We start from the raw sequence: 18921 nt of genomic DNA, 5'->3' as shown, positions 1-18921 counted from the left end.
CTCGCCCGACCTCGAACCATCATGAACGACACGACCGAACCTCTCGCCCCGCCGCCGGCCGCCGAAGCGGACACGGCACCGTCAACCGCGCGCAACGCGGCGCCCGACACCTCGCCGCCCCGTCGCGGCCGCAAGCTGGCCGTCCCGCTCGTCGCGATCGCGGCGGTCGCCGCGCTGCTGGCCGCCGGTATCGTGCCGCGCATCGACGCGCGCGCCGCGCAGCGCGTGCAGGTCGCCGCGCAGCAGGCGCTGCCGGTATCGGTGATCCTGCCGGGCGCGGCACCCACCGACCAGACGCTGACGCTGCCGGGCGCGGTGATGCCGTACGCGGAGGCATCGATCTATGCGCGCACGAGCGGTTATATCGCGCACTGGAGCGCCGACATCGGCGCGCACGTGAAAGCCGGGCAGACGCTCGCGCAGATCACGGCGCCCGACCTCGACGCGCAGTTGCGGCAGGCGCGCGCCGACGCGGCGACCGCACAGGCGAACTACGACTACGCGAAATCGACCGCGCAGCGCTGGCAGGACATGCTGAAGACGCAATCGGTATCGCAGCAGGACACCGACACGAAGGTCGCCGACATGAACGCGAAGCGCGCGATGCTGGCCTCCGCGCAGGCGAACGTCGCGCACCTGACCGAGCTGGTGTCGTACGAATCGGTCGCGGCGCCGTTCGACGGCGTGATCACCGCGCGCAACGTCGACGTCGGCACGCTCGTCACCGCGGGCGGCACGCCGGGCAGCCCCGGCCTGTCCGGCGAGCTGTTCCATCTCGAACAGACCGGCACGCTGCGCGTGTTCGTCGACGTGCCGCAGGACAGCGCGGCAGGCGTGACGACCGGGACCGCCGTCTACCTGACCACGCAGCAGTATCCGGGGCGGCGCTTCGCCGCGCGCGTCGCGCGCAGTGCCGGCGCGATCGATCCGGTCACGCGCACGCTGCGCGTCGAGATCGACGTCGACAACGGCGACGGCGCGCTGCTGCCCGGCGCGTATGCGCAGGCGCACCTGCTCGTGCCGAGCGCGGCCCCGGCGTTCGAGCTGCCGGTCAGCGCACTGCTGTTCCGGCCGAACGGCGTGACGGTCGCGACCGTCGCCGCGAACGGCACCACCGCGCTGAAGACCGTGCAGATCGGCCGCGATTTCGGCACGCGCGTCGAGATCGTGTCGGGGCTCGCCGCGAGCGATCGCGTGATCGACAACCCGGGCGATTCGATTGCCGCGGGCGAGACCGTGAAGATCGTGTCGGCCGCACCGGCGGTGCAGATGGGCGCGGCAGCCGGTGCGACGGCAGCGCCCGGCGCGGCTGCGTCGACGCCCGTCGCCGTCGCGGTACCGGCTTCGATGCCAGCAGCAGCTTCTACACACGCCCGAGGTTGATCCGCCCATGAAAACCCGCGAGATATCCGTCATGCGCTTCGTTCGTCCGCTTCCGTTCACCCGCCGCGTCGTCGCGCTCGGCGTCGCCGCCGCGTTGGCCGCGTTGTCCGCGTGCTCGACACTGCCCGCCTATTCGCCGCCTACCGTCGCGGTGCCCGCGCACTATGCGGGCGTCCCGGCGGCGGGAATACCGGCTTCGGGCGTACCGGCTTCGAACGCCCCCACCGCCCAACCGGGCTGGAACGTCGCGGCGCCGGCCGACGCCGCGCCACGCGGCGCGTGGTGGACCGTCTTCGACGATGCCGGCCTGAATGCGCTCGAAGCGCGGGTCGACATCTCGAACCAGACCGTGAAAAAAGCCGTCGCCGATCTCCAGCAGGCGCGCGCGATGGTCGACTACCAGCATGCGGGGTTCCTGCCGACCGTCACGGCCGGCGTTGCGCAGAGCCGAGCACGCCTGTCGCAGAACAGGCTCGGCTCGTCGCTCGCCGGCAAGACGACGCCCGACTATCAGGCCGGCGTGGCCGCGAGCTGGGAACCCGACCTGTTCGGCCGCGTGCGCGACGCGGTGACGGGTGCGCAGGCGAACGCCGACGCGAGCGCGGCCGACCTGCAGGCCGTGAAGCTGTCGGTCACGGCCACGCTCGCGACCGACTATTTCGCGCTGCGCTCGCTCGATACGCAGAAGCAGCTGCTCGACGATACGGTGCATGCGTATGCGGACGCGCTGAAGCTGCTGAAACAGCAGCTCGCGGCCGGCGCGATCGACGCGTCGGCCGTCGCGCAGGCCGAGACGCAACTGGAAGCGACGCGCACGCAGGACACCGACATCGATGCGTCGCGTGCGCAGCTCCAGCACGCGATCGCGACGCTGGTCGGCGAAAGCGCGTCGACGTTCGCGCTGCCGCCGCGCGTGCAAGCGTTCGACGTGCCGGCGATCCCGGCCGGCGTGCCGTCGCAACTGCTCGAACGGCGGCCCGACATCGCGGCGGCCGAGCGCCGCGTCGCGGCCGCGAACGCGCAGATCGGCGAGGCTCGCGCCGCGTTCTTTCCCGATCTCGTGCTGTCGGCGAGCGCGGGGCTCGAAAGCGGGTTCTTCGCGCCCTGGCTCACCGCACCGAGCCTGTTCTGGTCGCTCGGCTCGCAGCTCGCCGGCACGCTGTTCGACGGCGGCCGCCGCAGCGCGTCGCTGCGCGGCGCGCATGCGCAATACGACAGTACGGTCGCCGATTACCGGCAAACCGTGCTGGTCGCGTTCCAGCAGGTCGAGGATCAGTTGTCCACGCTCGATGCGCTCGCGTCGGAGGCCGGCAGCCAGCAGCGCGCGACCGATGCGGCCGACCTGTCGCTGCGGCTGACGACCAACCGCTTCAACGCGGGTGCCGTCAGCTACCTCGACGTCGTGACCGCGCAGACGATCGCGCTGACGAACCGGCGCCTGTCGGACCAGATCGCCGCGCGCCGGATGGAGGCCGCGGTCGGGTTGCTGACCGCGCTGGGCGGCGGCTGGCATGCCGGTGCAGATACGGGTGCGGACGCAACCGCCGCCGCGCACCCGGCCGCTACGCCGTCGGCGTCTTGGCGAACGTCAGGATGAACCGCGTGCCGGCCGCATCGCTCTCGACGCGTGCGGTGCCGCCGTGCAGTTCCATCACCGAACGCACGATCGCGAGGCCGAGCCCGGCCGTGCCGCCCGGCACGCCGCCGCTGCGCGCGGGGTCGCCGCGCACGAAGCGGTCGAAGATGCGCGGCAGCAGCGCGGGATCGATCGGTTCGCCCGGGTTCGACACGACCACGTACACCGCGTCCGCCGTTTCGTCGACGCGCAGCACGATCACGCCGCCCGCCGGCGTATAGCGCAGCGCGTTCGCGAGCAGGTTGCTGACCGCGCGGCGGAACAGTTCGAGATCGGCGGTCAGCCGGCCGTGCCCGTCGACGCGCAGCGTCGAACCGGCTTCGTCGGCGAGCCCTTCGAAATAACCGGCGATGCGCTCCAGTTCGTCGTGCACGTCGAATGCGCGCTGCCGCGTGACGAAGCCGGGATGCTCGGCGCGCGCGAGAAACAGCACGTTCTCGATCATCCGCGCGAGACGGTCGTATTCCTCGAGATTCGATTCGAGCAGCGCCTGATATTCGTCGGCGGAACGCGGCCGCGCCAGCGCCACCTCGGTCGCGCCGCGCATGTTGTTCAGCGGCGTGCGCAGGTCGTGCGCGAGATCCGCGCTGAATTGCGACAGGTGCCCGAACGCCTGCTGCAGGCGGCCGAGCATCGCGTTCTGCGCGTCGACCAGCGCCGTCAGCTCGCGCGGCGCGCGCGATGCATCGAGCCGCGTATCGAGCTTGTCGACGGTGATCCGGCCCGTGTTCGCGACGATCTCGCGCAGCGGCGCGAGCGCCTTGCGGATCAGCCAGTAGCTGAGCAGCATCGCGAACAGCGCGCCCAGGCCGCCGGCGATCTTCAGCTTGTCGCGGTAGCCGTCGAGCAGTTCGGCGCGATCGCTCATGTTGCGCGCGATCGCGATCCGGATCTTCGTGCGGTCGCGCAACGCGGCCTCGGCGACGACGCCGCGCACGGGCGTGCCGCCGTCGGCGGTCCACGTCGCGATCCGGTCGGCGGTAATCCGTTCGTTCGCGGGCACCGGCGTCGCGTGCGGCGGAAACAGTTCGGCGTCGGGTAACGTACGCAGCGCAGGCAGCGCGGGCGACGATGCACCGGCGGCCGTTCCGGGCAGATCCTCGAATTCGGTCCGCTCGACGTTGTGGCGCGCGAGCACGTTGCCCTGCCCGTCGACGACGGCCATCGACAGCGCCTCGTTGCCGAGCACCTGGCTCGTCAGCCGGTCCGCATGCGCGCGCACCGCGTCGAGCGAATCGAGTTCGCCCGCCAGCCGGCGCGTATGCCGCGCGGCGAGCACGATGTCGAGGTCGTCCTGCGTGCTCACCTGCCGCTCGAGGCCGGTATACACGTACGCGCCGACGAGCGCAAAGACGGCGAGCATGGTCGCGCCGAACGCGAGCGCGAGCGTCGCGCCGAGCGAGCGGCCGAGCGTCATGCGGCGTCCTTCGGTTCGAGCACGTAACCGACGCCGCGCACCGTATGGATCAGCTTGATCGCGAAATCGTCGTCGATCTTCGCGCGCAGCCGGCGAATCGCGACCTCGACGACATTGGTGTCGCTGTCGAAATTCATGTCCCACACGTACGACGCGATCTGCGTGCGGCTCAGCACTTCGCCCTGCCTGCGCGCGAGCAGTTGCAGCAGCGAGAATTCGCGCGGCGTCAGGTCGATCCGCACCGTGCCGCGCTTCACGCGGCGGCGCACGACGTCGATCTCCAGGTCGCCCACCGAAATGCGCTCCGTCTCGCGCGGCGGCCCGCGGCGCGCGAGCGTGCGGATGCGTGCGAGCAACTCGACGAACGCGAACGGCTTCACGAGGTAGTCGTCCGCGCCGAGTTCGAGCCCGTGCACGCGGTCCTGCACGTCGTCGCGCGCGGTCAGGAACAGCACGGGCGTCGCGTGCGTGTCGCGCAGCCGCTTCAGCACGCTCCAGCCGTCGAGCACGGGCAGCATCACGTCGAGCACGATCACGTCGTAGCTTTCTTCCTGCGCGAGCGTCAGGCCCTCGCCGCCGTCCTTCGCGAGATCGACGCTGAAGCCGGATTCCTCGAGCCCTTTCTTCAGGTACGCGCCGGTCTTCGGTTCGTCTTCGACTATCAGGATGCGCATGATCGGCTCCATCGCATTCGGTGGTGACATGCGCCGATGTTACCGGGAAACCGGGCGGGCGGACCGCATCGCGCGTGCTCGACCCGGCCGGATTACGAAACTGTAATCGGCGGGTCAGGGTGGTGACGGCCGCGGCGACCAGAATTCGAAGCGTGGGCCCATCCCCACTCGCCCGTTCATTCATCTGCCCAGGAGCCATCATGAAACTCGTCGCCGCTGTCGTCGTTGCCACGCTGAGCCTGCCGTTCGGCACGCAGGCCTTCGCCCAGTCCACGCAGGCGCCGCTCACGCGCGCCGAAGTGCGCCAGCAACTGATCGATGCCGAAGCCGACGGCCTGCTGCCGTCGAACCGGAACGACTATCCGCCGTCGCACGCGGAGATCGCGCGAAATCGCCAGATTTACGCGACCCAGCATCACGACGCGACGCCGATCGCGACGGCGTCGGCCGGAAATTGATTGCGGCATGCTGCCCGTGTTCCGCGGGATGCTGATCTACGGCACGCTGCTGTCGACGTTCACCGGCGTGATGCCGTCGGCGCTGCCGGCGCTGTTCCCGACGCGGATCCGCTACGGCGCGCTCGCGATCGGCTTCAACGTGTCGGTATCGCTGTTCGGCGGCACGACGCCGCTCGTCACCGCGTGGCTGGTCGATCGCACCGGCGACCTGATGATGCCCGCTTACTACCTGATGGGCGCGTCGTTCATCGGCATCGTGTCGGTGCTCGCGCTGCGCGAGACCGCGCGTCAGCCGCTGCCCGGTTCCGGGCCGTGCGTGTCGAGCCGCGCGGAAGCACTGAGCCTCGTTCGCGGCGGTGCCGAAGAAGCCCGCGTGCCAGGCAGGAAATTCACGCCGGTCAGCGAACGCGCGTGACGCGGTCCGGCGTGATGCAACGCCGCGCGGCAGGTGCCGCCGGCGTCGCCCACGCGTGCTTCAGTTCGACGACAACCGCTGCCCTTCGAGCCAGTCGAGCAACGCGCGCGTGACGAACGCGGGATTTTCCAGATTCGAGATGTGGCCGGCGTCCGGCACCAGCGCATGCGCGCAGCCGATCACGCTCGCCATCTTCACGGTTTCCGACGGCGGGCGCGCCATGTCGCCCGCGCCGCACATCAGCAGCGTGCGCTCGGCGTCCAGGCCGGCGAGCGCCGACAGCGTGTCGGGCCGGCCGAAAATCAAGCGGCCGAGCGGGACGATCGATTGCCGCAGCCGATCGGCGGGCAGGTTCGCCAGCGCGTCGCGAAACGCGGTCGGCACCGGGTCCGCCGGATTAGCGTCCGGCCGGAAGAACAGCGGCACGATCGCATCGAGCAGCGGCGGCGCGACGCGGCCCGCGGCGGCGATCGCATCGAGCATGCCGAAGTAGCGCATGCGCGTCGCGTCGGGCTCGGCCTCCAGCGACGCATCCATCAGCACGAGCGAGCGCACGCGCTGCGGTTCGCGCAACGCGAGCCGCGCGCCCCACATGCCGCCGACGCTGAGCCCGACGACCGCGCACTGTTCGATCTCCAGCGCGTCGAGCAGCGCACTCGCGTGCGCGGCGAGATCGTCGAGCGTCTGCGTGCCTTCCGGCACTGCGCCCGATGCGCCATGCCCCCACAGGTCCGGCACGATCACGCGATACTTGCGCGACAGCGCGTCGATCTGCGGCGCCCACATCGCCGCGTCCCACAGATAGCTGTGCCCGAGCAACACCGGAAATCCGGTGCCGTGGTCCTGGTAATGCAGCGTACTGCCATGAATGGTGTGTGCGGGCATGTCGTCTCCGGATGTCAACACGATCGGCAGCCGCCCGGAAGCGGGCGCCGCGATCCGCGGCGTGCTGCGACGAACGCAAAGCGGCGCATCATCGCACAGGTAGCGGACGTGCGTGTGACGACCCGCATGTCGCGCCGCGACGAAAACGCCGCACCGTACGCCGCCAGTCAGTTCGTCCCGTCGTACGTGACGATCTCCACCCAGTTCGCGCCCTTGCCGACCGGGTATTTGCCGATCTCGTCGAGGCGGCCCGTGCCGCGGTCGATCCGATAGACGGCAAGCGTCGGCGACAGTTGCCCGGCCGCGAGCAGATAGTTGCCCGACGGGTCGATGCCGAAGCCGCGCGGCTGCTTCTCGGTGGCGAACGTGCCGATCCGCGCGAGCTTGCCCGACGCGGCGTCGACGCGATACGCGGCGAGCGTGCTCGACGTGCGCTCCGACGCATACAGGAATCGTCCGTCCGGCGTCAGATGCAGGTCGGCACCCCACGGCTTGTCGCCATGAAAATCCGGCGGCAGGATCGACACGGTCTGGATCGGCCGTACATCGGCTCCGCCGTGCGACAGCGCGAGCACGTGCAGCTTGCCGTCGAGTTCGTCGATCAGGTATGCAAAACGCCCGTTCGATGAAAACACGAAATGGCGCGGGCCGGATTTCTCAGGCAGCCGGTACGCCGGCGTCGCGACGTCGGTCAGCGTCCCCGTCGACGCATCGAACGGCAGCCGCAGCCACGCATCGGCGCCGAGCACCGACGCGAACGCGTGGCGGCCGTCCGGCGACTGGCGGATCGCGTGCGCCATCGGGCCGGTCTTCACCGTCTGCTGCACGTCGCCCGCGACGCCGTTCTCGCCGATCCGGTTCACGGCGAGCAGGTTGCCGCCATACGACGCCGAAAACAGATAGCGGCCCGACGCATCGGTCGACACATAAGCCATGCTGTCCGCGAGCGGCGCGCGCCCGAGCTCGATCAGCCGTCCGTCGAGCGGGTTGATCGCGAAGCTGACGACGCGGTACGGCGTCGAGCGCAGCGCCGCATAGAGGCGATGATGATCGGGCGACAGCGTCATCGGCATCGCGGCGCCGCCGACCGGCACGGTTTCGATCGCGGTCAGTGCGCCGTTCGACGTGTCGACGCCGAACACCGAGATGTCGCGGCTGTCGCCGTTCGATACGTACGCATACGTCGCAGCGTGCACGAGCGACGCGGCCATCCCGAATACGGCCGCCGCAACGGCGCGCCGGAGTGTTTTCGTATTCATGAGTCTTCAGGTGAAGGAAAGGGAACGACACATGCAACTGCGGCGCCGGACAACCTCGGTCGTCCGGCGCCGCGACGGGCGAAGACAGGCGAAGCGCGCGATCAGAACACCGCGTGCCCGCTGATGAAACTCGGCAGCCAGGTCGAGAAGAACGGCATGTACGTGACGATGTTGATCGCACTGAAGATCGCGAGGTAATACGGCCACGCCATCTTCGTGGTCTCGCCGATCGACACGTTGCCGATCGCGCAGCCGACGAACTGCACCGAGCCGATCGGCGGGTGCACGAGGCCGAGCGAGCAGTTCAGCAGCAGCATGATCCCGAACTGCACCGGCCCGACGCCGCACGCCATCGCGATCGGCAGGAACAGCGGCGTCGTGATCAGGATGTGCGCGGCCATGTCGACGAACGTGCCGAGAAACACCTGGATGATGTTGATGTACAGCAGCATCAGCCAAGGCGCCGCGGTCGACTGCTTCAGCAGCCCTTCGATCGCATCCGGAATCTCCAGGTACGACATCTGGAAGCGCAGCATGTTGGACACCGCGATCAGCAGCAGCACGACACCCGTCGTGCGCGCCGCATGCGACAGCGCGCGGCGCAGCTTCGCGACCGTCAGCGTGCGGTAGACGATCGCGGTCAGCACGAGCGAGTACACGACGGCGATCGCGGCCGCCTCGGTCGCGGTCGCAATCCCCTTCGCGACGCACACGAGGATGATCGCGATCACCATCAGCCCGGGCACCGCGCCGACGAAGCTGCGCAGCACCGCATACCAGCCGGGAAACACGGGCAGCGCGGACGAGCCGTCCGGACGGCGCGGATAACCGTGACGCACGGCCTGCCAGTACGCGGCCGCGAGCACGAAGCCCATCACCCACAACACGGGCAGCAGCCCCGAGAACAGCAGGTCGCCGATCGACACGCCGCTCACCGGCTGGCCGTGCAGCATCCCCGTGATCCCCTGCGCGGCGAACGCGTAGATGATCATGTTGGTCGACGTCGGCATCAGCGCGCCGGCGAGCGACGCATGCGTCGTCACGTTGACCGCGTACGCGGCGCTGTAGCCTTCGCGCTTCATCAGCGGGATCACCACGCCGCCCATTGCCGACGTATCGGCGGTCGGCGAGCCCGACACGCCGCCGAACAGCGTGCACGCGACGACGTTCGCCATCCCAAGGCCGCCGCGGAAATGGCCGACGGTCGCCTGCGCGAAGCGCAGGATCCGGTCCGCGATGCCGCCGTGCAGCATCAGCTCGCCGGAGAAAATGAAGAACGGCACCGCGAGGAACGAGAACGCATTCATCCCCGAGATCATCGCCTGCATCGCGGTCGCGATCGGCAGGCCTTCGACCATATAGGTCAGCACGCAGGCTATCCCGAGCGCGAACGACACGGGCACGCCGAGCACGAGGAAAATCAGAAAACTGACGGACAGGATCGCGAGTTCCATGGCGTTATTGTCCCGACGAAGAACGACGAAGCGCGAGCAGGTGCTCGAGCGAGAAAAGGATGATCGCGACCGCCGCGGGCATCGTGATCAGGTAGCGCACGCCTTCGGGCAGCCCGATGATCGGAATGCGATCGCCCATCGTCTCGGCGGCCATGCTGCCGCAGCCGACCATGATCGCGATCGCGAACGCGATCAGGCTCAGGTGCTGGATCGCGACGACCACGGTGCGCGCGTTCGGCGGCAGCCGGCGCACGAGCGAATCGAGGCCGATATGGCCGCCGTCGCGCACCTTCATCGCCGCGCCGAACATCGCGATCACGATCACCAGCAGCAGCGCGATCGGCTCGACGAAATCCGGTGCGTTCTCGAACACGTAGCGCATCACGACCGCGTAGAACACCAGCACCGTGAGCACCGCGAGACAGGCCGACGCGATCACGGCCAGCACGCGGAACAGCACGTCGTTCACGCAGCGCAGGAACGGCGCGGCGTGCGGCCGCGCCGGCTCCGCGCCGTCCGGGGCGGCGGCCGGCGAATCCGCGGCGACCGCGCTGTTCAGGGAAGTGCGACGCGTCACTTGGTCGCCTCGATCTCGTCGACGATCTGCTTCATCTGCGGCGTCTTTTCATACTTGGTCCACAGCGGCTGCATCGCCTTCACGAACGCCGCGCGGTCGATCTGCGCGGCCGGCAGGATCTTCGCGCCGCCCTTCGTCACCGACTGGTGTGCGGACGCCTCGCGCGCGGTCCACAGCTTCTGGTAGTACGGCACCGAATCGGCCGCCGCCTTCCTGATCGCCGCCTGCTCCTGCGGCGACAGCGTGTCCCAGATCTTCTTCGAGAACACCAGCACTTCCGGCGTCATCGCGTGCTGCGTCTCCGAGTAATCGGGCGCCACTTCGTAGTGCTTGGTTTCCTCGTACGACGGCAGGTTGTTTTCCGCCGCGTCGACGAGGCCCGTCTTCAGACCGGTGTACACCTCGGCGAACGGCATCGGCGTCGGCGTGCCGCCCATCGCCCTGATCTCGTCGACCATCAGGTCGGACGGTTGCACGCGCACCTTCAGCCCCTTCATGTCGGCCGGCGTGCGCACCGGGCGCTTCGCGTAGATCGAGCGCGCGCCGCTCTCGTAGAAGGTCAGCGCGATCATCCCCTTCGCGGTGAACGCATCGAGGATCTTCTGGCCGGCCGGGCCGTACATCGCCTTGCGGAAATGATCGACGTCGCGGAACAGGAACGGGAACGACGGGATCAGCGATTCCGGCACGATCTCGTTGAACGACGCGCCGTTCACGCGCGCCATGTCGATCGCGCCGATCCGGACCTGGTCGACCGTATCCTTCTCGGAGCCGAGCGCGCTGTTGCCGAACACCTTGATCGAATCCTTGCCGCCCGTCTGCTTCGACAGCTCGTCGCCCATGAACTTCACCGCCATGTTGGTCGGGAAGTTGTCGCCGTGCACGTCCGCCGAGCGGAACACGCGCGCCTGCGCGGACATCGCGAAGCCGGCCAGCAGCGCGACGGCCAGTGCGGTACGGGAACCGGTGAATCGGTGCTTCATGGTGAGTCTCCTTGATGGTCGTTCGTTGTTGTGCGGCGATCCGTCGGCATGCGCATTCGTCGGCGATGCGCTCTCCCCTGAGCCGCAGAGTCATACGTCGTATGATGTGTTGACGCGAATGTACGTCGGTTAATCGTTTAACTCACTTGGTGCATACCCCTATAAGCACTGCAGACAAGGGTTTTAGGCATCAGTCCGGGAATCGCGTTCTCTGTCCCGGCGATTTTCAGAGAAACGTTTTCCGGAAACGGGTCCGCGTTTGAATCGAGTGCCCGCGTAGCTGGTTTCCCGGCGCCGGAAAGCAATCCTTCGCTTCGGTTGGATTTGTTATAGGATGACTGACCACGACACAAGCACGCCGGCACGCGGCCAAGAGCACACGCCGGCACACGCATCGTGTGCGGCGGAACGACGAAGGTTCGGGAGGAATCCGTGCAGGCGCGGGCGCTCGCCGCGCCGTCACGTCTGCATGACCAGCGACGTCAGTTGCGCCGCGCGCGTCACATCCGTCTTCGCGTAGATCGATTTGATCTGCGCGCGGACCGTGCCGATCGACACGCCGCGCAGCGCCGCGCATTCCTGCGGCGACAGCCCGTCGCAGCACAGCAGCACGGCGAGATCGGCTTCGGCCGACGACAGCCCGTAGAACACGCGCAGCCGCTGCGCGCGGGCCGCCGGCGAACGCAGGTCGGCGGCCGTCATCAGTGCCGCGACGCCGGGTCGTTCACGCAGAAGGCGCGACTGTTCGGGAATCGGCATCAGCGCAAGCGACAACGGTTCGCCCGTCGCACGGCGCAGCAGCAACCCGCCGCACGCGAACGCGTGCCGCCATTGCGCATCGTCGACGCAGCCTTCCGGCGCGAAGCGCCCGTTCACGATCCGCATTGCCGGTTCCGCCGCGATCAGTTGATCGGCCGCGCGATTCGTATAACGCAGTTCGCGATGTTCGCCGAGCAGGAACACCGGTACCGGAATCGCATCGAGCGCCGATTCCGCGGCGGCCACGCGCGCCTCGAGTTCCCCGATGCGCGCGTGGATCCGCAGCGCGCGGCTGATATGCGTACCCATGATTTCGATCGTGCGGCGCTGATCGCCGGATAGCCCTTGCGATTCCGGGCCGCCCTGTACGCTGAGGAATGCGCCGGCCCCCGCTTCGCGATGGATGTACAGGCCCGAGATGCTGCCGAGCCCGTAAGGACGCAGGAATTCCTGATAGAACACGCCGTGTGTGCGCTGCCGCGGGGACAGGTGCTTGACGTCCTCGAACCAGCGGCCCGCCGGCCAGTTGCTGGCGACCGGCACGACCGGGTCGTACCGGTAGAACTCGGTGTTGTAGGTGTGGTAACAGGTGGCGACCCACGACGCGTCGTCGCCGGCCGCCTGCTCGATCGCCGGCACCCGCGCCGCGTCGTCGAACGACAGCAGCGTGGCCATGCGCACGCCGACCGTCGATCGCAGCCCGTCCAGCGCCGTTTCCCATCGTTGATCGCCCAGTGCCGCAGCGTAGATGTCATCGATCCATGCCGATGGAATCAATCCGTTCCATTGCATCTGGCTACCCCCGCGCCGTGCGTTTTTGTCGAACGTCTTGCGCGAATCTTACTCAACCAGCGGCATTGTTCAAATTACCGGTGCGCATTTAATTTGAAATACCCCGTTTGCTACCGCTTATCGTCAGACGTAATGGCCATTCTCAACAAGCTTTCGGTTCCTTTCCGCATCAAAGATCGGGACCCTGGCGCTCGACAACGCCGATCGGGATTGCAGCGCGCATTCCGCGGAATTCATCACGACACCGGCTATTCATCAGGATCGGCGTATGTCATGATGCAGCGCATGAAGATCCGAAACGCGACGACCCACCTGCACCATCACCACGGACGCCCTCTGTTGCGCCGTGGTTCGTTTCGCATCTAGCACTTGCATCGGGCGCTGCCCCGATCAAGACGACGACCAAGGCGCCTCCGGCGCCTTTTTTGTTTTTTGCCGCCTTAAAAACCTGCTGCGCCGATCAATCGATAACTTACGGAGTGTTTTTCAATGCAACGACCGTGGAAAGAAGTGTCCTTGTCGGAATTGCCGCTCAGGGAGGATCTCAGGTTGCAGCACGCGTACGGGGCGCCGCAGCTCGACGTGCCGGTCTGCCTGAACGTCAACGAGAATCCGTATCCGCCGTCGCCATCGCTGGTCGAGCGCATCGCGACTGCCGTGGCCGACGCGGCGCGGCAGGCGAACCGTTATCCCGACCGCGACTTTGCCGAGCTGCGAGCGCATCTGGCCGCCTATCTGACGCACGACACCGGCGTGACGATCGACGCGTCGAGCGTCTGGGCGGCCAACGGTTCGAATGAAGTGATCCAGCAGATTCTTCAGGCGTTTGGCGGCCCGGGGCGAGCGGCGCTGGCCTTTACGCCCGCGTATCCGATGTACGGCGAATACTGCCGCACGACCTTCACGCGCCTGCATACGTTGCCGCGTACCGAGGATTTCGCGCTGGATCTGCATCAGGCGATCGACAGCATCCGCGAGCATCGGCCGAGCGTGATTCTGCTGACGTCGCCGAACAACCCGACCGGGACCGCGCTTCCCGTCGACGATATCCGCGCCATTCTCGACATCGCGCCGGGCGTGGTGGTCGTCGACGAAGCGTATGCGGAGTTCCGGCGCCACGGCGTGCGCAGCGCGGTGACGCTGCTGCCCGACCATCCGCGGCTCGTCGTTACCCGCACGCTAAGCAAGGCGTTCAAGTTCGCGGGCGGCCGCGTCGGGTATTGCGCATGCGTGCCTGCGATCGTCGAAGCGCTGAAGCTGGTTCGGCTGCCCTATCACCTGTCCGCCTTTACGCAGGCGGCCGCCTGCGCGGCGCTGGTCGCGCGTGACGAGATGCTGTCGCAGGTCGACGCGATCAAGGCCGAGCGCGATGCAATCGTTTGCTGGCTGCGCAGCCAGGGCTTCACCGTGGCCGATTCGGACGCCAACTTCGTGATGTTCGGCAAGTTTGCCGATCGCCATCGGATCTGGAGCGGGCTCCTGCGCCACGGCGTCCTGATTCGCGAGTCCGGCCCACCGGAATACCTGCGCGTGTCCATCGGCACCGCGGCGGAGATGGCCGCGTTTCGTGCGGCGTTGCTTGCGGTGACGGCGAACGAACCGGCAGCGGACCATGCGGTCGATGGCGCGATGGAGGGCGACGTTTGATGATCGCGCCCGTTCGGGTGCGCCGTGCCGGCCGCGCCGTCCATCGCGGCGGCCGGCGCGTGTCGGTGCGTGTCGGCGCAATGACCAACGATGCGCTTACTTCATCGCCACGTATCGCGATTCCATCTCGTCGATCTTCGCGAGCACCGTTTCGCTGAGCTTTCTGAGGTGACGCGGCACATCGGGCGTCGACAGCAGTTCCTCGATCCGCCCTCGCCAGTAACTCGGGTGCCTCACGCGCCCGGCGCCCGACATCGACACGTCGTCAGCGATCGTCTCGCTGTCCAGGAGAGCCACCATTCTCTGGATGTGAGAAAGCTCCCGTTCTACATAGTCTCGTGCCAGCATATTGATTGAAATTCCCCGAAATGCGACAGCTGGCTTTCCGTCATCAACGCGCCATCGTGCGGCGATGCAGTGAGGCATCGATGCCCCGCACACGTTGCCCGTCAGCGTACGCCCGGCCTGCGTCAGTCAACTGCGTGGGCATTCCCGGCGTTCGACACGGAATGGCAACCCTGCCCGTGCGTTCCGGTTACATCCATCCCCCGATGCCCTGCTGCCAATCGTAGGCGGACTGTCCGGCGCCGGCATCCCCAAAAGTGGGGATGCCGGCCGAAATCGGGGAAGCGGCGGTTTCGGGAAATGACGGGAAGCGGAATGGCCGGCGAGCACGCGGCTGCTCGCCGGCGCTGCGGCGCGATCGCGCCCGACTCGAACGGCCTGCCGCCGGTGCGCTGTTGTCGGGCGAGTCGGAAACGGGGATTTTCAGCGTGTACGAACGGATCTCGGTGCGGGATCAACGGCGGAGCGCAATCGGATGCGGGGCCGCGTGCACGGGCCCGGACGGCCCTCCTTCACCGCTTCGTCGTGCTGCCAGTTCGGCTGACGAAGCATCGGGGCTGTCCGGGTTGAACTGCGTCATGCAGTTCAGGTCGAGTGCACGTATCTGCTCGGTCATGAAGTCGACGAAAATTCGAATGCGCGTCGGAAGATGTTGCCGGCTGAGATAGCAGATATAGTGCCCGCGATCGTCGGGCACATGCTTCGCCAGCGCGACGACGAGCTCGTTCGACGCGAGATGGTCGCGAATCTGATAGCCCGCCATCTGCGCAATGCCCGATCCGCTCAGAACCGCACGCAACACCAGATCCGTGTCGTTGAACGTGAGGCGGGACGTCGGCAAGTACTTTTGTACTCGGCCGTCGACGTTGAATTCCCATTCGAAGATGCGGCCGCTCGCAAATCGAAAGTTGATGCACTCGTGCCGGTCGAGATCCGCCAGACTCTTCGGGAGCCCGTGCCTCGCCACGTACGACGGCGCCGCGCACAGCACCATCTGCATCGGAATCAGTTGCCGGGCAATGATGCTGGAGTCCTCGATGCGTCCGTTGCGAAACGACACGTCGATCCGTTCCGCGACCAGGTCGATCGGCCGGTCGTCGAGCAGTAGATCGATAACGATGTCCGGGTAGGCCTTCGCAAACGATTCAAGCAGCGGCGCAACGACTTTCCTGCCGAATCCCACCGCCGAACTGATACGAATGAGGCCGCGCGGCGGTCCCTCCCGCAGTTCCAGCATGTCGTTCATGGCTTCCACGATCTGCGCGACGCCCTGGTGGCAGTTCTCGAAGAATCGCTGGCCTTCGCAAGTCAGTTCGGTCATGCGCGTGGTCCGCTGGAACAGCCGCGTACTCAACTGCGCCTCCAGCTTCTGGACGTTCCGGCTCACGGCCGGCCGGCCGACGCCGAGACGTTCGGCGGCCTTGGTAAAACTCCCCTCGCTCGCCACCGCGACGAACGCAAGGATGCCTGCATAGCTTGCACCGAAGCTCGCTGACAAAGCGTCGGCGCGGCCTGGCAAGTCACGACGAACGCCGTGCTCCGATGTATCCGATTGATTCATTTCCGCTGCCCCCAGACATCCCGCTCATCCCGCTCATCCCGCTCATCCCGATTGCACGTCGCACGCGTACGCCTGCGAACCGCCCTCCTTGCGAAACGCGAATCAGCCTCTTGCGAGCCACTGGTCGAGACCGATGCGACCGAGTCGCGCATTCCCGAGCGGCACCAGCGATTTTTCCTCGACGCGGCCGCCGTAGTAGCGGGCGTCGCGATCGGTCACCACGGCGCGCGTGTCGCCGACCGATTTCAGATAGCGTGCGACGATCTCCGCGAACGGCGCGCGGTCCGGGCCCGCGATCTCGACCGTGCCGTTCAGCGGCCCGGCAAGCGCGATCTGTGCGACGAGCGCCGAGACGTCTTCCGCGGCGATCGGCTGAAACAGCCCGTCACCGATGCGCACCGTACCGCCTTCCGTGCCGAAATCCGCAATACCGCCGATGAACTCCATGAATTGCGTGGCGCGCACGATCGTGTACGGCACGCCCGCTGCTTCGATCGCCTGCTCCTGCGCGACCTTGGCCGCGAAATAGCCGTTCTCCGGCATCCGGTCGCAGCCGACGATCGACAGCGCGACGTGATGGCGCACGCCTGCGGCCACTTCGGCCTTGCCGAGATTGCGCGCCGAAGTACGGAAGAAGTCCAGCACCGCCTGTGGTTCCCAAGATGGTGCATTCGCCACGTCCACGACGACGTCCGCATCGGTCAACGCGTCGGTCAGGCCTTCGCCCGTGATGGTATTGACGCCGGTGCGCGGCGATGCGGCGAGCGCTTGATGGCCCGCTTCGCCGAGCAGCGTGACGACACGCGAGCCGATCAGGCCCGAGCCGCCGATGACAACGATCTTCATCGCAAATCTCCTGACGAAAGGATTTCGTTTGAATGCGTGGGGCGCGTGACGGGCGCCGTCTCCGACGAAGCAGGTCATACCCGTCACATCGCATGGCGCAATTGTGGAAGTATCATGTCCTATCGATAAGAGCCAAGAATCGGCGATCAAACTAGTCCATGCCGTGTCCGTTCCCGCGATCCACAAGGCCATGATGTCCGCGTCAACGCCCGCCCTGACCATCGAAATCGACCGGCACCATCAGTTGCCGGTCTATCTGCAGATTTGCGAGCGGTTCAGAACCGCGATCGCCGCGGGCCATCTGCGTCCCGGCGATCGCGTGCCCGCGCTGCGCGGCCTGGCGACGCAGTTGAACACCGCGCGCGGCACCGTCGAACAGGCTTACGCGATCCTGGTCGACGAGGGTTATCTGCAAATGCGCGGCGCGGCAGGCACATTCGTGTCGCCGTCCCTGCCGATATCGCTGACGGGTTCGCTGCCCGCGCGGGCCGTCGAACCGGCACAGCGCGCCGCAGACGCCGGTTCGCAACCGGCGTCGGACATGCCGCCCGGCAATCAAGCTCCGCCGCGCCCGCAGCCGATCGCCGTCGCGCTGAGCGGCGAGCCGCGTCCGTTGCAGCCCGGGCTCCCGGCGCTCGACGCATTTCCGCGCAAGGTATGGCACCGGCTCGTGTCGCTGCGCGCGCGCAGCAGCGACCGCGCGCTGCTCGGCTACCCGAATCCGCTCGGTTACCGGCCGCTGCGCGAGCACATCGCCACCTATCTGACCCTGTCGCGCGGCGTCACCTGCTCGCCGGAACAGGTGTTCGTCACCGGCGGCTACCGCGCGACGCTGGAACTCGTGCTGCGCAGCCTCGCGCGCCCGGACGACCGTGTATGGTTCGAGGATCCCGGCTATCTGCTCGCACGCGGTTTTCTGTCCGAGACCGGTGTCCAGCTGGTGCCGGTGCCGGTGGACGCCGAAGGGATCGACGTCGAGCGCGGCATGCAACTGGACGCACGGGCGCGCTTCGCGCTGGTGACGCCGTCGCATCAGAGCCCGCTCGGGCATACGCTGTCGCTTGCCCGGCGCATCGCCCTGCTGGATTGGGCCGAAAAAGCGTCGGGCTGGATCGTCGAGGACGACTACGACAGCGAGTTTCGCTATCTGGGCCGCCCGCTGCCGGCGCTGAAGAGTCTCGACCGGCGGGATCACGTGATCTATTGCAGCACGTTCAGCAAGGCGATGTATCCCGGTTTGCGGCTTGCGTACGCGATCGTGCCCGAGCGCGCCGTGGAGCGCGTCGAACGGGTCGCGAGCAGCATGAACGCCGGCTCGCCGACACTCCTGCAGGCGGCCATGGCGGATTTCATCGAACAGGGCCACTTTGCCCGCCATCTGAAGCGGATGCGCACGCTGTATGGCGAGCGACGCACGCTGATCGTGCACGCGTTGCAGCAGGCGTTCGGCGAGCGCTTGATCGTCGAATTGCCAGCCGGCGGCATCCAGTTCGCGGTGCAGTTCCCCGAAGGGCCCGACGGCCCGGTCGACGACGTCGCCGTTGCCGCGCGCGCGCGGGACGCGGGGCTCGCGATCTTGCCGCTGTCCATCTGGTATGCGAACAGCCGCACGCGGCAAACGCCGCGCGGCCTCGTCATCGGATTCGCGAACATCGCCGATGCCGGCGAAGCGCGTCGCCTCGCGCACACGCTGCGCGCGTGCGTGGATCGCTGAAGCCCGGCACGCGGCCGTCGCACTCGGCGGTACGAGCCCGCACCCGCGTTTTGCCGGGGCTGGCGAACGGGATCGGCGCAATCGTCATGAAGCGCCCCGGCGACAGCCAGGCGCTG

General features: G+C 67.5%; 16 protein-coding genes and 1 pseudogene. 6 read left to right on the top strand and 11 right to left on the bottom strand.

What is annotated here, in order from left to right:
- The first annotated feature begins 21 nt into the window (after positions 1-21).
- Together KVT39_RS26230 and KVT39_RS26225 are read left to right on the top strand one after the other, a co-directional pair.
- Entirely contained in the window at positions 22-1383 is a 1362-nt protein-coding gene (locus KVT39_RS26230; RefSeq protein WP_034182444.1) for an efflux RND transporter periplasmic adaptor subunit, read from the top strand.
- A 31-nt stretch (positions 1384-1414) separates the two neighbouring features.
- Positions 1415-2980 (top strand): efflux transporter outer membrane subunit, encoded by a 1566-nt coding sequence (locus KVT39_RS26225; RefSeq protein ID WP_217590538.1) that lies wholly within the window; start codon positions 1415-1417, stop codon positions 2978-2980.
- Here KVT39_RS26225 and KVT39_RS26220 read toward each other — a convergent pair.
- Both KVT39_RS26220 and KVT39_RS26215 read right to left on the bottom strand, forming a co-directional pair.
- Positions 2946-4436: a heavy metal sensor histidine kinase gene (locus KVT39_RS26220; protein WP_217590537.1), complete on the bottom strand. Its 1491-nt coding sequence runs from the start codon at positions 4434-4436 to the stop codon at positions 2946-2948. The genes KVT39_RS26225 and KVT39_RS26220 overlap by 35 nt on opposite strands.
- Entirely contained in the window at positions 4433-5110 is a 678-nt protein-coding gene (locus KVT39_RS26215) for a heavy metal response regulator transcription factor (protein ID WP_034182609.1), read from the bottom strand. The genes KVT39_RS26220 and KVT39_RS26215 overlap by 4 nt, the downstream gene beginning before the upstream one ends.
- 200 nt (positions 5111-5310) lie before the next feature.
- On the opposite strand from KVT39_RS26215, the gene KVT39_RS26210 reads away from it, so the two are divergent.
- Both KVT39_RS26210 and KVT39_RS26205 read left to right on the top strand, forming a co-directional pair.
- Positions 5311-5568, top strand: coding sequence for a DUF4148 domain-containing protein (locus KVT39_RS26210; RefSeq protein ID WP_175749223.1), 258 nt, complete (start codon positions 5311-5313; stop codon positions 5566-5568).
- Positions 5569-5575: 7 nt separating this feature from the next.
- Positions 5576-5983 (top strand): annotated as a pseudogene (locus KVT39_RS26205) (MFS transporter); the annotation flags it as partial.
- A gap of 60 nt (positions 5984-6043) precedes the next feature.
- On the opposite strand, the gene KVT39_RS26200 reads toward KVT39_RS26205, so the two are convergent.
- The 6 genes from KVT39_RS26200 to KVT39_RS26175 form a co-directional block, all read right to left on the bottom strand.
- Positions 6044-6868, bottom strand: coding sequence for an alpha/beta fold hydrolase (locus KVT39_RS26200; RefSeq protein WP_217590536.1), 825 nt, complete (start codon positions 6866-6868; stop codon positions 6044-6046).
- Positions 6869-7035: 167 nt separating this feature from the next.
- The gene (locus KVT39_RS26195) at positions 7036-8127 is read right to left on the bottom strand and encodes a lactonase family protein (protein ID WP_217590535.1); all 1092 of its coding nucleotides are present in this window, start codon (positions 8125-8127) and stop codon (positions 7036-7038) included.
- A gap of 101 nt (positions 8128-8228) precedes the next feature.
- Positions 8229-9581 carry a TRAP transporter large permease gene (locus KVT39_RS26190; protein WP_217590534.1) on the bottom strand — a complete coding sequence of 451 codons (1353 nt, stop codon included), beginning with the start codon at positions 9579-9581 and terminating at the stop codon, positions 8229-8231.
- Between the two features lie 4 nt (positions 9582-9585).
- On the bottom strand, positions 9586-10158 hold the full coding sequence (locus tag KVT39_RS26185) for a TRAP transporter small permease (protein WP_217590533.1): 573 nt from the start codon (positions 10156-10158) through the stop codon (positions 9586-9588).
- Entirely contained in the window at positions 10155-11141 is a 987-nt protein-coding gene (locus KVT39_RS26180) for a TRAP transporter substrate-binding protein (RefSeq protein WP_217590532.1), read from the bottom strand. Before KVT39_RS26180 ends, KVT39_RS26185 begins: the two co-directional genes overlap by 4 nt.
- Positions 11142-11600: 459 nt before the next feature.
- Entirely contained in the window at positions 11601-12692 is a 1092-nt protein-coding gene (locus tag KVT39_RS26175; RefSeq protein ID WP_217590531.1) for a helix-turn-helix transcriptional regulator, read from the bottom strand.
- 489 nt (positions 12693-13181) lie between these two features.
- On the opposite strand from KVT39_RS26175, the gene KVT39_RS26170 reads away from it, so the two are divergent.
- Positions 13182-14339 carry a histidinol-phosphate transaminase gene (locus KVT39_RS26170; RefSeq protein WP_217590530.1) on the top strand — a complete coding sequence of 386 codons (1158 nt, stop codon included), beginning with the start codon at positions 13182-13184 and terminating at the stop codon, positions 14337-14339.
- A gap of 96 nt (positions 14340-14435) precedes the next feature.
- Here KVT39_RS26170 and KVT39_RS26165 read toward each other — a convergent pair whose 3' ends face one another.
- The 3 genes from KVT39_RS26165 to KVT39_RS26155 form a co-directional block, all read right to left on the bottom strand.
- On the bottom strand, positions 14436-14687 hold the full coding sequence (locus KVT39_RS26165; RefSeq protein ID WP_034182455.1) for a hypothetical protein: 252 nt from the start codon (positions 14685-14687) through the stop codon (positions 14436-14438).
- 451 nt (positions 14688-15138) lie between these two features.
- On the bottom strand, positions 15139-16245 hold the full coding sequence (locus tag KVT39_RS26160; RefSeq protein WP_254640643.1) for a LysR family transcriptional regulator: 1107 nt from the start codon (positions 16243-16245) through the stop codon (positions 15139-15141).
- A gap of 102 nt (positions 16246-16347) precedes the next feature.
- On the bottom strand, positions 16348-17091 hold the full coding sequence (locus tag KVT39_RS26155; RefSeq protein ID WP_034182456.1) for an SDR family oxidoreductase: 744 nt from the start codon (positions 17089-17091) through the stop codon (positions 16348-16350).
- Positions 17092-17284: 193 nt separating this feature from the next.
- Here KVT39_RS26155 and KVT39_RS26150 point away from each other — a divergent pair, with 193 nt between their 5' ends.
- Positions 17285-18805: a PLP-dependent aminotransferase family protein gene (locus KVT39_RS26150; RefSeq protein ID WP_105393305.1), complete on the top strand. Its 1521-nt coding sequence runs from the start codon at positions 17285-17287 to the stop codon at positions 18803-18805.
- Positions 18806-18921: the final 116 nt, after the last annotated feature.

Source organism: Burkholderia sp. GbtcB21, assembly GCF_019091065.1.
GTDB classification, from domain to species: Bacteria; Pseudomonadota; Gammaproteobacteria; order Burkholderiales; family Burkholderiaceae; genus Burkholderia; species Burkholderia pyrrocinia_C.
The sequence above is the reverse complement of the archived record's forward strand: the minus strand, read 5'-3'. Positions and strand labels throughout refer to the sequence as shown.

What these genes read in the sequence shown, in the direction of transcription:
- KVT39_RS26225 (WP_217590538.1), top strand. Translation starts at nt 1,415, where the DNA reads ATGCGCTTCGTTCGTCCGCTTCCGTTCACCCGCCGCGTCGTCGCGCTC.
- KVT39_RS26195 (WP_217590535.1), bottom strand. Translation starts at nt 8,127, where the DNA reads ATGAATACGAAAACACTCCGGCGCGCCGTTGCGGCGGCCGTATTCGGG.
- KVT39_RS26170 (WP_217590530.1), top strand. Translation starts at nt 13,182, where the DNA reads ATGCAACGACCGTGGAAAGAAGTGTCCTTGTCGGAATTGCCGCTCAGG.
- KVT39_RS26210 (WP_175749223.1), top strand. Translation starts at nt 5,311, where the DNA reads ATGAAACTCGTCGCCGCTGTCGTCGTTGCCACGCTGAGCCTGCCGTTC.
- KVT39_RS26215 (WP_034182609.1), bottom strand. Translation starts at nt 5,110, where the DNA reads ATGCGCATCCTGATAGTCGAAGACGAACCGAAGACCGGCGCGTACCTG.
- KVT39_RS26150 (WP_105393305.1), top strand. Translation starts at nt 17,285, where the DNA reads ATGTCCGCGTCAACGCCCGCCCTGACCATCGAAATCGACCGGCACCAT.
- KVT39_RS26160 (WP_254640643.1), bottom strand. Translation starts at nt 16,245, where the DNA reads ATGAATCAATCGGATACATCGGAGCACGGCGTTCGTCGTGACTTGCCA.
- KVT39_RS26220 (WP_217590537.1), bottom strand. Translation starts at nt 4,436, where the DNA reads ATGACGCTCGGCCGCTCGCTCGGCGCGACGCTCGCGCTCGCGTTCGGC.
- KVT39_RS26175 (WP_217590531.1), bottom strand. Translation starts at nt 12,692, where the DNA reads ATGCAATGGAACGGATTGATTCCATCGGCATGGATCGATGACATCTAC.
- KVT39_RS26200 (WP_217590536.1), bottom strand. Translation starts at nt 6,868, where the DNA reads ATGCCCGCACACACCATTCATGGCAGTACGCTGCATTACCAGGACCAC.
- KVT39_RS26155 (WP_034182456.1), bottom strand. Translation starts at nt 17,091, where the DNA reads ATGAAGATCGTTGTCATCGGCGGCTCGGGCCTGATCGGCTCGCGTGTC.
- KVT39_RS26230 (WP_034182444.1), top strand. Translation starts at nt 22, where the DNA reads ATGAACGACACGACCGAACCTCTCGCCCCGCCGCCGGCCGCCGAAGCG.
- KVT39_RS26190 (WP_217590534.1), bottom strand. Translation starts at nt 9,581, where the DNA reads ATGGAACTCGCGATCCTGTCCGTCAGTTTTCTGATTTTCCTCGTGCTC.
- KVT39_RS26165 (WP_034182455.1), bottom strand. Translation starts at nt 14,687, where the DNA reads ATGCTGGCACGAGACTATGTAGAACGGGAGCTTTCTCACATCCAGAGA.
- KVT39_RS26180 (WP_217590532.1), bottom strand. Translation starts at nt 11,141, where the DNA reads ATGAAGCACCGATTCACCGGTTCCCGTACCGCACTGGCCGTCGCGCTG.